This is a genomic window from Marichromatium gracile (assembly GCF_004343155.1).
GTDB classification, from domain to species: Bacteria; Pseudomonadota; Gammaproteobacteria; order Chromatiales; family Chromatiaceae; genus Marichromatium; species Marichromatium gracile.
Window position 1 is genome coordinate 509,820 of the sequence record NZ_SMDC01000001.1, and the last position, 12,933, is coordinate 522,752.

At 71.7% G+C, this 12,933-nt stretch carries 8 protein-coding genes; 7 read left to right on the forward strand and 1 reads right to left on the reverse strand.

From position 1 onward, the window contains the following. The first annotated feature begins 123 nt into the window (after positions 1 to 123). From EDC29_RS02335 to argE, 7 genes are all read left to right on the forward strand, one after another. The gene (locus EDC29_RS02335) at positions 124 to 549 is read left to right on the forward strand and encodes a response regulator (RefSeq protein WP_062276543.1); all 426 of its coding nucleotides are present in this window, start codon (positions 124 to 126) and stop codon (positions 547 to 549) included. 8 nt (positions 550 to 557) lie between these two features. Further along, complete coding sequence (locus tag EDC29_RS02340; RefSeq protein WP_223806174.1) at positions 558 to 986, forward strand: response regulator; 429 nt, start codon at positions 558 to 560, stop codon at positions 984 to 986. Between the two features lie 4 nt (positions 987 to 990). Further along, complete coding sequence (locus EDC29_RS02345; protein WP_123141763.1) at positions 991 to 1,569, forward strand: chemotaxis protein CheW; 579 nt, start codon at positions 991 to 993, stop codon at positions 1,567 to 1,569. A gap of 82 nt (positions 1,570 to 1,651) precedes the next feature. Then, the gene (locus EDC29_RS02350; protein WP_132228375.1) at positions 1,652 to 3,664 is read left to right on the forward strand and encodes a methyl-accepting chemotaxis protein; all 2,013 of its coding nucleotides are present in this window, start codon (positions 1,652 to 1,654) and stop codon (positions 3,662 to 3,664) included. 87 nt (positions 3,665 to 3,751) lie between these two features. Further along, positions 3,752 to 9,553: an Hpt domain-containing protein gene (locus tag EDC29_RS02355; RefSeq protein ID WP_132228377.1), complete on the forward strand. Its 5,802-nt coding sequence runs from the start codon at positions 3,752 to 3,754 to the stop codon at positions 9,551 to 9,553. Beyond that, positions 9,550 to 10,020: a chemotaxis protein CheW gene (locus EDC29_RS02360; protein WP_062274163.1), complete on the forward strand. Its 471-nt coding sequence runs from the start codon at positions 9,550 to 9,552 to the stop codon at positions 10,018 to 10,020. Before EDC29_RS02355 ends, EDC29_RS02360 begins: the two co-directional genes overlap by 4 nt. 87 nt (positions 10,021 to 10,107) lie before the next feature. Further along, the gene (gene argE / locus EDC29_RS02365; RefSeq protein WP_123143385.1) at positions 10,108 to 11,262 is read left to right on the forward strand and encodes an acetylornithine deacetylase; all 1,155 of its coding nucleotides are present in this window, start codon (positions 10,108 to 10,110) and stop codon (positions 11,260 to 11,262) included. A 52-nt stretch (positions 11,263 to 11,314) separates the two neighbouring features. Here the strand turns inward: argE and argH are convergent, their stop codons facing one another. Continuing rightward, positions 11,315 to 12,709: an argininosuccinate lyase gene (argH, locus tag EDC29_RS02370; protein WP_123141186.1), complete on the reverse strand. Its 1,395-nt coding sequence runs from the start codon at positions 12,707 to 12,709 to the stop codon at positions 11,315 to 11,317. Between the last annotated feature and the right edge of the window lie 224 nt (positions 12,710 to 12,933).

The following is a 12,933-nucleotide window of genomic DNA, read 5'->3' on the forward strand; positions in this document are numbered from 1 at the left end:
CTCCCCGCGCCCGTGTTCCGGTGCCGCGAGTGCGATAGCGGCTCCCCGCCGTCGACGTCGACGGTCACCATGGGGCGCGTCCGGGTGTACGCTTCAATCGTGCCGACTCGAGAGGTCGTCAGCGTGACGGATCCTTCGGACCATGCCGATCTGACCGGCGCCAAGATCCTGGTGATCGATGACAGCAAGACCATCCGCCGGACCGCGGAGAACCTGCTGGCCAAGGCCGGTTGCGAGGTCATGGTCGCCGCCGACGGCTTCGAGGCCCTGGGCAAGATCGTCTCCTTCAGACCCGACCTGGTGTTCGTCGACATCATGATGCCGCGTCTCGACGGCTATCACACCTGCGCCCTGATCAAGGGCAACGCCGCGCTCCGCCATACCCCGGTGGTGATGCTCTCGAGCAAGGACGGGCTCTTCGATCGCGCCAAGGGCCGGCTGGTCGGGGCCCAACTCTATCTCTCCAAGCCGTTCACCGGAGAGGAACTATTGGCAGCGGTGCGCGACAACCTCGGTCGCGCCCCCGAACGGAGCCCGTCGGGCTCGTGAGCGCAGCCATGAGACCTTTCTTTCGCAAGACGGACGCGACCGCCGACGACACCACCCAGCCGCCGACCCCCGGCGCCAGGGTGCTGGTGGTCGACGACTCCCCGACCGAGACCCGGATCTTCGCCAAGGTCCTCACCCAGGCGGGCTACCGGGTCGAGACCGCGACCAACGGCGAGGAGGCGATCGCCGTCGCGCGTCGCTCGCACCCGGACCTCATCCTGATGGATGTCGTGATGCCGGTGCTCAACGGCTTCCAGGCCACGCGGATGTTGCAGCGCGATGCCGAGACCGCCGACATCCCGGTGATCATGGTGACCACCAAGGATCAGCAGACCGATCGTACCTGGGGGCTGCGTCAGGGCGCGGTCGATTACCTGATCAAACCGGTCGACGCCGCGACCCTGCTTGACCGGGTGCGCGTGGCGCTGGAGGGTTGAGGGGATGACCGAGACCGCTACCGCCGCGACCGAGCTGCATGCCCTGATCCGTCAGCTCGACGCCAGCTGTCGCGCCCAGCGCACCGCGCTCCCCCATGACGCGCCCCCGCCCGACAGTTGGGCGGCGGTGCTGTTTCGGGTGCGAGACCTGAAGTTCCTGACCCCCTTGGAACAGATCGCCGAGGTGCTCGAGGTCCCGGTCGAGATCACCCGCGTCCCCGGCACCCAGCCCTGGTTTCTCGGGGTCGCCAACAATCGCGGCACCCTGCTGCCGATCAGCGACCTGGCGGTGCTGACCCAGGGAGGGCAGCCCGGCGAGCGCCGTGTCCCGCCGGGGCGGCGTCGCGCCCGCGACCGGGTGCTGGTGGTGCGTCAGGTCGAGTCGCCCTGCGGGCTGGTGGTCTCGGAGACGCTCGGCATGCGTCATGTCCGTCACGACGCCCGGGTCGAGACCCTGCCCGATGGGCTGGGGTTGAGCGCGCGCTATATCGATACGGCCTATCGGGTCGACGACGAGGCGGTGGCGGTGCTGCGCCTGGAGCGGCTGCTGGCCGATCCCCTGTTCAATGCCGCACTCGGCTGAGCGCCGATCGGCCGATCCATTCACGAGTGCCCGTCGCCGGAGTCGCGCGGGCGTGATCCACATCTCCGGGAGTCGGTAGCAGATGGCGAAACGAGAGACGCTCAACCCACGCAAGAGACGGCTGGGTGGGTCGCGACAGATCACCCTGGCGTTGGCGCTGCTGGCGCTGACCTTCGCGGTGCTGGCGCTGCTCGGCTATCTCCGGCTCGACCGGGTCGATGCCGCTCACCTGCGCCTCTCGACCCAGGCGAGCACTGCTGCGACCACGGTGGCCGGGCTGGCGGCCGACAGCGCCGCGCTGCTGCAGGGGGACGAGGCGGCGCAGCAGCGCCTGCGTCAGGCCCGCTCCAGGCTGCGCGAGGCGCTCGGCGGCGAGGCCGGGACGCTGCGCTCCGATCTCGTCGGGCTGGAGCAGCCGTGGCGCGCGGCGCGCGACGGCTGGACCGGGTTGCGTGTCGAACTCGAACGTCTGCTCGGCGCCGGTGAGGCGCCGCTGGCCGCGCAGCGCGCGGTACGCGAGGCGCGCGCGCTGGTGGTCCGCGCCGAGACCGCGCTCGCGCGCGCCGGGGAGCGTCTCGCGGCGAGCGAGGCCGCACCGGCGCAGGCGTTTCGCCTCGGCCGGCAGTCGGCGCGGCTGGCGCGGATCGATGCCCTGCTCGCCGCTCTGCCCGCCGGCGAGGAGCGGACCCGCCAGGTGGGCGAGGGCCTGACGCGCGAGGGCGAGGCGCTGGAGGCGGCGCTGGGCGCGCTGGCCGAGTCGACCTCGGCGCCGGCGCTGCGCGACGCGCTCGATGAGGCGCAGCGGGTCTCGGTCGCGCTCGGCGCTGCACTCGAGACCGCGTTCGAGCAGTCCGGGACGGCAAGCGTGGCCTTCGATGCCGAGATCGCGCTCGCCGCCGGCGCCGAGCGACTCGAGCGCGCGCTCGCCGAACTCGCCGCGGCCTATCGCGCCGCGCCCCTGCGTTTCCCGCTGGGCCCCCTGGAGGTCGGCGCCACCCTGGTGCTGGCGACCGCCGGCGCCGCCCTGCTCAGCCTGGCGCTGCTCGCGCTCTACTCGGTGCGCGAGGCGCATCGGCGCGAGGAACTCTCCACCGCCCAGAGCGAGCGTGACGAGCAGGCGATCCTGCGCCTGCTCGACGAGATGGGCAATCTCGCCAACGGTGATCTCACCGTCGAGGCCTCGGTCACCGAGGACAAGACCGGGGCGATCGCCGACGCCATCAACTATGCCGTCGACGCCTTGCGTGCCCTGGTCACCACCATCAACGAGACCGCCTCGCGGGTGAACCGCTCGGCGCAGGACAGTCGCACCATCTCGACGCGTCTGGCCGAGGCGAGCACCGCGCAGTCGCAGCAGATCCAGCAGGCCTCCACCGCGGTGCAGTCGCTCACCCAGCAGATCGACGAGGTGGCGCGCCATGCCGGCGAATCGGCCGAGGTCGCCTCGCGTTCGGTCGAGGTCGCCGGGCGCGGCGCGCAGACGGTGCGCGATACCATCCAGGGGATGGACGCCATCCGCGACCAGATCCAGGAGACGGCCAAGCGCATCAAGCGTCTCGGCGAGAGCTCGCAGGAGATCGGCGAGATCGTCGAGCTGATCGACGACATCGCCGACCAGACCAACATCCTCGCGCTCAACGCCGCGATGCAGGCGGCGATGGCCGGCGAGGCCGGTCGCGGTTTCGCGGTGGTCGCCGACGAGGTGCAGCGTCTGGCCGAGCGCTCGCGCAACGCCACCAAGCAGATCGAGGTGCTGGTGCGCACCATCCAGGCCGACACCAACGAGGCGGTCAGCTCGATGGAGGCGAGCACCTCCGGGGTGGTCGAGGGCGCCAACCTGGCCGAGAACGCGGGCGACGCGCTGCACGAGATCGAGAACGTCTCGGCCTACATCGCCGATCTCACCAAGCGCATCGCCGACTCGGCGCAGCGTCAGTCGCGCCAGTCCGCGGAGATCAACGACACCGTCCAGGCGATCCGCGCGCTCACCGAGGAGAACAACGACGGCACCCGGCGCGCCGCGGCCTCGGTCGAGCAGCTGGCCAACCTCGCCACCGAGCTGCAGCGCTCGGTGGCCGGATTCCGCCTGCCCTGAGGCGGCGGGACATCCGCAGCGGGGGCGGGGCGTGCGCCGTGCGGTCGCCCGCGACCTTTCCTTGAATCAGGCAGGAGCGGCGCTCCCATGGCAGAGAAGAAGGTCATCGGTGGTTTGAACTGGGTCAAGGGCGAGATCGACTCGGCCCTGCGTCCGGCCCGTGATCTGGCGATCCTCCAGGCGGCGTCCGAGACCCCGCAGGATGCCGCCGAGGCCGGTGACGCGCTGGCCCAGGTGCAGGGTGTGTTGCTGGCGCTGCAGCTGCCGGCGCCGGCGCGCCTGGCCGAGGAGCTGGCGCGTCTCACCGCGCGCATCGGCGCCGGTGAGCTGGTCGAGCTGCAGGCCGGCGCGCGCGCCCTGACCAACGCCCTGGTGGCGCTCGCCGACCATCTCGACCGTCTCGATGCCGGGCACGACGACTCGCCGCTGAGCCTGCTGCCGGCGATCAACGAGGTGCGCGCGGTACTCGACACGCCGCCGCTGACCCAGACCGAGCTGCTTGCCGTGGCCGCGCTCGGCGGCACGAGCGATCCGCTGCAGGCCTCGCCCGAGGCGCTCGATGCGTTGGCCGAGGCGCTGCGTCAGGTGCGCCCGCAGTTCCACCGTCATCTGGTCGAGTGGTATCGCGCCGGTGGCGACGGGCGCGGGCTGGTCCAGCTCGGGCGCCTCTTCCACCATCTCCACGGTTATCTCGGCGAGGGACTGCTGGCCGACGTCTTCCGGCTCGCCGAACACCTCGCCGAGGCCCTGCGCCAGGGCTGGCTCGAGGCCGGCGCCGAGCAGCGCACCCTGCTCGGTCACCTCGACTGGATCCTCAAGCCGCTGGTGCAGCGCCCGCCGCAATGGCCGCAGGCGCAGATGATCGCGTTGATCGAGCGTCTGCTGGCGGCGCTCGCCCCGCTCGACCCGGCCCGGCTGCCCGATCTGGAGTCGCTGCGCGCGCGCTACGGTGTGGGCGCGAGCGTCCCCGGAGATGCGGGCGACGAGGCCCTGGCCGCGGCGGCGGCCGAGGTGTTGGAGACCTTTCCCGAACTGGAGGGGCGCTTCGAGCGTCTCGCCCTGGGCGGCGGCCGCCCCGATCCCGGCGAGCTGGCGCTGATGGAGAGTGGACTGCGCCGCCTCGCCGAGCGTCTGGAGGTCCCCGGCGGCGACGAGCTGGTGGCCGAGCTACGCCGCTTTGCCGGTGAACTCGGCTCGGCCTTCGACGGCACCGACGGGGGCGGACGACTCGAGACCCTGGCCACCGGCCTGCTCGCGCTCAAGTCGCGGTTGCGCGCCTGCGCCGAGCGCCGCGTCGCGGCGCTGCCGGGCGCCCTGCCGGGGATCGATCTCGGCGAGCTGGCCAGCACCACGCTGCGCGAGGCCGGCTACGAGCTGGTCCAGGTCAAGGAGGCGATCGCCGCCTGTCATCTCGATCGCGACAACCTCGCGCCGCTGGCGCCGGTGCCCGGATCGCTGGAAGGCGTGGCCGGCGCGCTGCGGATCCTCGACGAGCAGCCCGCCGCCGAACTCGCCGAGTCGGTCGCCGCACTGGTGCGCGGGCTGGGTACGGCGCAGGCCCCGACACCGGGCGAGCGCGAGTTCGAGCACCTGGCCGACACCATCGCCGCGCTCGAGCTCTATATCGCCCATCTGCAGGACGGTCAGCCGTTCGGCGACAACCTGATCGAGCACGCCCGCAACTCGCTCGCCGCGCTGCAGGAGAGCCTCGGGAGCGCGTCGCCCGAGCCCGGCGCGCCGTCGCCAGCGGTGGCGACCGAGACCGATGCGGGGATCGGCGCCGTCACCTCGGAGTTCCTCGAGATCTTTCTCGAGGAGGCCGAGGAGGAGATGACCTCGGCGCGGGCCCAGTTCGCGCGCTGGTCCGAGGCCAACGAGGACTGGGACGCGCTGACCACGCTCAGGCGCAGCTTCCACACCCTCAAGGGCAGTGGCCGGCTGGTCGGGGCGCGCCAGGTGGCCGAGGTCGCCCAGGCCAACGAGATCCTGCTCAACCGCGTGCTCGAGCGCACCCTGCCGGTCTCGCCGCCGCTGATCGCACACATCGCCGCGGTGCTCGAACGGCTGCCCGAGCTGATCGGCGCCGAGGCCGAGGGGCGGGTGGTCGACACCGCGTCGCTGATCGCCCCGGCCGAGCGCTTGCTCGCGCCCGCAGCGGCGCCTGCCAGCGAGACCGGGCCAGTCCTCGGCCCGGCGCCGCCGAGCGTCGTCGAGGCGTCGGCAATCGACCGTGACGAGCCCGTCTCGCTGGATCCGGAGACGGTGCCGCTGCCAAGTCTGGGGCCTGACTCCGAACTCGCCGCGGGCCGCGAGGGCGCTGTGGACCCGGCCGCGCTGCTCGGAGTCGACGAGGCCGGTGAGCTGGAGCTGCCCGACCTGGAGCTGCCCACGCTCGATCTCTCCGAGCTGGAGCTGACCCCGCCGCCGCCCGCCGCGACCGAGGCGCGTGTCACGCCGGACGACCCCCGGGTGTTGTCGCCGTCGCCGGCGCCCGAGCCCTTGCCCGACCCGGGGCTTGCCGCGCTCGATGCCGGCAGCCTGCTCGAGGAGGACGAGGAGCTGCTCGAGATCTTCCGCGCCGAGGCCGCCGAGCACCTGCAGCAGGTCACCGCCGCGCTGGACGAGTCGCGCGCGGTCGACGAGCCGCTGCTGCGCGCGCTCCACACCCTGACCGGCAGTGCGCGGATGGCCGGGATCGACACCATCGCCACGGTCACCAAGTCGCTCGAACTGCGACTCAAGGGGTTGCAGGCACGCGCGCTCGATCCCGACTCGAGACGCTGGCTCGAACGTGCGCGTGCGCTGATTGCCGAGCGGGTCGCCGAGCTGCCGGGCGTCGGGCCGGCGGGCTCGGCGCTGCAGGCGCTGGCCGTCGAGCTGGAGATGGCGCCGGCGCCGCGTGTCGGTGTGCCGACAGGGCCAGAGGCCCCGGCGGAACGCGCGGTGGCGATGCCGCCGCCCCTGCCGAAGCCCGTCGTCGAGCCTGCCGGGATAGCGTCGGCCGCGAGCGAGGCGGTTGTCTCATCGGGGGATGCCCGGTTCGGCTCGCACGGGCCGTCCGAGCCCGCCGTCGAGGCGATGACGGAATTGGAGCTGCCGGCCCTGGAGGATCCGCTGTTGGCAGCGGGGGCCTCGGTCGACGGGGCCGAGGAGGATGAGTCGCGCCCGGCCATGGCCGAGGGCGCGGAGCTGCCTTCGCTCGGTGCTGGTGATGCGGCGGGGGAGGTCCCCGGGGCCTTGACGTCGCCCGAGCCGGAGGCGAGCCTGGAGCCAGAGCCAGAGCCAGAGCCAGAGCCAGAGCCAGAGCCAGAGCCAGAGCCAGAGCCAGAGCCAGAGCCAGAGCCAGAGCCAGAGCCAGAGCCAGAGCCAGAGCCAGAGCCAGAGCCAGAGCCAGAGCCAGAGCCAGAGCCAGAGCCAGAGCCAGAGCCAGAGCCAGAGCCAGAGCCAGAGCCAGAGCCAGAGCCAGCGCCAGCGCCAGCGCCAGCGCCAGCGCCAGCGCCAGAGCCAGAGCCAGCGCCAGAGCGCCCCGCCGTCGCCGCCTCGGTCGACGTCGAAGAGGACAGCGTCGCCGCGCCCGACCCCGAGCTCGCGACCCTGTTCCTGGAGGACGCGCGCGAGCTGCTCGACAAGCTCGACGCCGAGTTCCAGGCCTGGCAGCTCGCGCCCCAGCAGCTCGAGCCGCTCGACGGCATCAACCGCATCCTCCATACCCTCAAGGGCAGCGCCCGGCTCACCGGGCTGACGGTGATCGGTGACCTCAGTCACGCTCTCGAGACCCGGCTCAAGGCGATCCACGACGATCAGCGCGCGATCACCGACACCACCCTGGAGCTGGCGCAGCGCGCCGTCGACGCCCTCGCCAATCAGGTCGAGGCGCTCGAGCGCGGCGCCCCGGTGCCGCGCCTCTCGGCGCTGGTGGCGGCGCTCGACGGGGTCGAGGAGCAACCGAGTGGCGCCGGCGGGACCCCGATGCCGGTCGCCGAGCTGCACCCGCTCACCTCCGAGGTCCCGGCTCAGCTGGCTCAGCCGACACCGGCGACGCCGGCGCCGAGCGTGCCGGAGACCGCCGCGGCGCAGATCCGGGTGCGCGCCGACCTGCTCAACCAGCTCGTCGACGACGCCAGCGAGATCAGCATCTATCGCGCCCGTCTCAGTCAGCGCAACGCCCAGTTCGGCTTCAGCCTCGGCGAGCTGGAGCAGACGTTGAGCCGGCTGCGCGGCCAGCTGCGCGCCCTCGAACTGGAGACCCAGCGTCAGCTGCGCGGCCGCGGCGAGGAGGCGGAGACCGATGAGGGTGGCGAGCAGGGCTTCGACCGGCTCGAGTTCGATCGTTTCTCGAACCTGCACCAGCTCTCCGGGAGCCTCGCCGAGACCCTCGACGATCTGGGCAGCGTCAAGGAGTTGCTCGGCGGCTATCAGCGCGAGGTCGCCGATCTGCTGACCCAGCAGGCGCGGCTCGCCGACGACCTCCAGCACGGCCTGTTGCGCACCCGGCTGGTGCCCTTCGTGCAAGTGGTGCCGCGGCTGCACCGACTGGTGCGCCAGACCGCCGAGAGCCTGGGCAAGTCGGCGCGACTGGAGGTGATCGGTCCCGAGGTGGCGCTCGATCGCGCGGTGCTCGACCGGCTGGTGGCGCCGCTCGAGCACCTGCTGCGCAACGCCGTCGATCACGGTCTGGAGACCCCCGAGGCGCGCCTCGCGGCGGGCAAGCCGGAGACCGGCGCGCTGGTGCTGGCGCTGCGTCGCGAGGGCAACGATGCGCTGATCAGCCTGAGCGACGACGGCAAGGGGATGGATCTGGATGCGATCCGCGCCAAGGCGATCGCCCGCGAGATGCTCTCGCCCGAGGCCGAGATCCCCGACGAGGCGCTGCTGCAGTTCGTCCTCGAACCCGGCTTCACCACCCGCAGCGAGGTCACCCAGATCTCCGGGCGCGGGGTCGGGCTCGATGTCGTCGCCTCCGAGATCAAGGCCGCCAACGGCGGCATCGATCTCACCTCGCGCCGCGGTCAGGGGGCGACCTTCACCATCCGTCTGCCGTTGACCCTGGCGATGATCGAGGCCTTCCTGGTCAAGGTCGGCGAGAACGTCTACGCGGTGCCGCACAGCAGCGTCGAGGCGGTGGCGCGCATCGATCGCGAGCAGCTCGTCGCGATCCACGCCGGCGCCCAACGTCGCTTCAGTCATCTCGGCCAGGACTATCAGGTGGTCTATCTCGGCGGCGTGCTCGATCCGCACCAGGAGCCCGAGCTCGGCGAGCAGCGCCGCTTGCCGCTGCTGCTGGCACGGGTCGGCGAGCAGCGCGTGGCGCTGCAGGTCGACAGCCTGATCGAGAGCCAGCGCATCCTGGTCAAGCCGCTCGGTCCGCAGCTGGCCGATGTGCGCTGGCTGAGCGGCGGCACCGTGCTGCCCGACGGTCGGGTGGCGCTGATCCTCGATGCCCTGGCGCTGCTGCGCTCCAAGGCGCTGCAGGAGTACCGCCCGGCCCGCGGCGCCGACACCCGCGGCGAGAGTCCGGTGTGCGTGATGGTGGTCGACGACTCGCTGACGGTGCGCCGCGTCACCAGCCGCCTGCTGCGACGTGAGGGCATGGAGGTGATCACCGCCAAGGACGGGGTCGAGGCGCTGACCCTGCTCGATGCGCGGATGCCCGACCTGCTGCTGCTCGATATCGAGATGCCGCGGATGGACGGCTTCGAGCTGACCCGCCACATCCGTCGCTCCGAGCGACTGCGCGCGCTGCCGATCATCATGATCACCTCGCGCACCGGCGAGAAGCACCGCAAGCACGCCCTCGATCTCGGTGTCGACCGCTATCTCGGCAAGCCCTATCAGGAATCGCAGCTGCTCGGCGAGATCGCCTCGGTGCTCACGGGGGCTGCGTCATGATCCCGCGACAGGGAGGCGCCGATCACGGCGAGGTGCGGGTGATGTTGCTGCCCACCCAGGGGCGCGATCTGCTGGTGCCGGCGAGCGCGGTGGCCGAGATCGTCTCGGCAGACGCGGTGCAGCCGCTCCCCGATACGCCCGAGTGGCTGCTCGGTGAGCTGCAGTGGCGTGGTCGGCGGGTGCCGGCGGTGGCCTTTGCGCCACCGCCCGAGGGGCAGGGGCGAGGGCGGGCGCATGCGCGGGTGGTGGTCTGCTTCATGCCCGCGGGGAACCCGGCGCTGCCCTTCGTCGCGCTCTACAGTCGCGGCATGCCGCGGCTCGAGCGGGCGGCGCCGGACAACCTGATCACGGAGCAGGACCCGCACCCCTTCGCCCTGTCGGCGCTCGCGCTCGGCGAGCGTCACGCCTGGCTGCCCGATTTCGCCGCGCTCGAGCGCGCCCTGCTCGCCGCCCAGGCGTCGGACTGACTCGTCCCGGCGGCGTGAGCGGGTGTCTCCCGGTCCGCTGTCGCCGTCACTCGACATGCCCATCCTCGACCCTCAGGAGTTCGTCATATGTCCGTCGATCCACCCCGGCTCGAGCAGATGCTCGGGGCACTCGTCTCGACTGCGTCGGTGAGCTGTGTCGACCCCGCCCTCGATCAGAGCAATCGCCCGCTGGTGGCACTGCTCGCCGAGTGGACGGAGCGGGCCGGTTTCCGCGTCGAGGTGCTCGATGTGCCGGGGCATCCCGGCAAGGTCAATCTGGTGGCGACCCTGGGCGCGGGGACGGACGGGCTGGTGCTCGCCGGACATACCGATACCGTCCCCTTCGACGCGTCGCGCTGGAGCCACGATCCGCTGCGCCTGACTGAGGTCGACGGGCGTTACTACGGGCTCGGCATCGCTGACATGAAGGCCTTCTTCGCGCTCGTCCTGGAGGCCGCACGCGGGCTGGACGGCGCCGATCTGCGCGCGCCGCTGACGCTGCTCGCTACCGCCGACGAGGAGTCGGCGATGAACGGGGCGCGGGCGCTGGTCGCCGCCGGGCGCAGGCTCGGTCGTCACGCGCTGATCGGCGAGCCTACCGGGCTGCGTCCGGTGCGGTTGCACAAGGGGGTGATGAACGAGTCGCTGCGGTTGATCGGGCGCAGTGGTCACGCCAGTGATCCGGCGCTCGGCAACAGTGCGCTGGAAGGCATGCACGAGGTGATCGGGGCGCTGCTGGCCTGGCGCGAGGAGCTGCGTCAGGGGCATCATCACCCGGCCTTCGCGATCCCCACGCCGACGCTGAACCTCGGCCATATCCACGGCGGCGACAACCCCAACCGGATCTGTGGCGAGTGCGAGCTGCTGATCGATCTGCGGCTGTTGCCGGGGATGTCGGCCGAGACGGTGCGCGCCGCGCTCGCCGAGCGGGTCGCCGGGGTCGGTCGGCGCCGCGGGTTGGAGTGGACGGTCGCGCCCCTGTTCGAGGCCATCCCGCCGGCCGAGACCGCCGCCGAGGCGGCCATCGTGCGGGCCTGCGAGCGGCTCACCGGGCACCCGGCCGAGGCGGTCAACTTCGGCACCGAGGCGCCCTTCCTCAATCAGCTGGGGATGGACACCGTGGTGCTGGGTCCGGGCGACATCGCCCAGGCCCATCAGCCCGACGAGTTCCTCGCGCTCGAGCGCATCCCGCCGACCCTGACGCTGCTGCGCGGGTTGATCCGCGAGTTCTGTCTGAACTGAGTCCGCGGCGTGCGCCGCGTCACCCCGCGCCGACGGCGCGGGGTGGGTGCGCTCAGTCGGCGAGGCGCTGGCGGGCGCGGGCGATGGCCGCGCGTACCTGGTTCGGCGCGGTGCCGCCGAGGTGGTCGCGTGCGGCGACCGAGCCGTCGAGGGTGAGCACCGCGTAGACGTCGTCGGTGATCGCCTCGGAGAACTGCTGCAGCGACTCCAGCGGCAGCTCGGCGAGGTCGCGACCCTCGCGCACGCCGAGGGCGACGGCCTTGCCGACGATCTCGTGGGCGTCGCGGAAGGGGATGCCCTTGCGCACCAGATAGTCGGCGAGGTCGGTGGCGGTGCTGAAGCCCTGGCGCGCGGCCTCGCGCATGCGCTCGTGGTTGCAGCTGACATGGGCCATCATGTCGGCGTACACCTTGAGCGAGCCCTTGAGGTTGTCGACGGTGTCGAACAGCGGCTCCTTGTCCTCCTGGTTGTCCTTGTTGTAGGCCAGGGGTTGGGCCTTCATCAGGGTCAGCAGGCCGATCAGGTGGCCGAAGATGCGACCGCTCTTGCCGCGCACCAGCTCGGGCACGTCGGGGTTCTTCTTCTGCGGCATGATCGAGGAGCCGGTGCAGAAGCTGTCGGAGAGCTCGACGAAGCCGAACTGTGCCGAGGACCACAGGATCAGCTCCTCGGAGAAGCGCGACAGGTGCATCATCAGGATCGCCGCGTCGGCGCTGAATTCGATGGCGAAGTCGCGATCGGAGACGGCGTCGAGCGAGTTCTCGGCGGGGCGATCGAAGCCGAGCAGCGCGGCGGTGTGGGCGCGATCGATGGGGTAGGTGGTGCCGGCGAGTGCGGCGGCGCCGAGCGGCATCACGTTGAGCCGACGGCGGCAGTCGAGGAGGCGGTCGCGATCGCGCTCGAGCATCTCGAACCAGGCCATCATGTGATGACCGAAGGTGATCGGCTGGGCGACCTGGAGGTGGGTGAAGCCGGGCAGCACGGTGTCGGCCTCGCGCTCGGCGAGATCGAGCAGCGCGTGCTGCAGGCGACGGATCTCGCCGGCGATGGTGTCGATCTCCTCGCGCAGCCACAGGCGCACGTCGGTGGCCACCTGATCGTTGCGCGAGCGCCCGGTGTGGAGCTTCTTGCCGGCGTCGCCGATCGCCTGGGTGAGCGCCGACTCGATGTTCATGTGGACGTCCTCGAGCGGGATCGACCACTCGAACTCGCCGGCCTCGATGCGCGCGCGCACCTGCTCGAGCCCGTCGACGATGGCGTCGCGCTCGGCCTCGGTGAGGATGCCCTGGCGGGCGAGCATGGTGGCGTGGGCGATCGAGCCCTGGATGTCGTAGCGATAGAGTCGGCGGTCGAAGTCGACCGAGGCGGTGAAGGCCTCGACGAAGGCATCGGTGGGGGCGTTGAAGCGCCCGGCCCAGGGTTTGGCGGATTGGTTGGTGTCGTGCATGCTCAAGTGATCCGGGGGGTTGAGAATCCATTGATTCTACACGTTGTCCGGCGCCTGCTGGCAGGTGCCCCCCGGCGCTGGTGCGGGATGGGGCGGTGTGGTACACACGATCGACTTGAGCCGGGCCCGGCAACGGCCCATCCTTGAGGGGCGTGACGGCGGTCCCGCCGGGGCCTCGTGCACAGGGAAGGGGTGAGGAGTGGGGTTGAGAGCCTCGCTCTGAA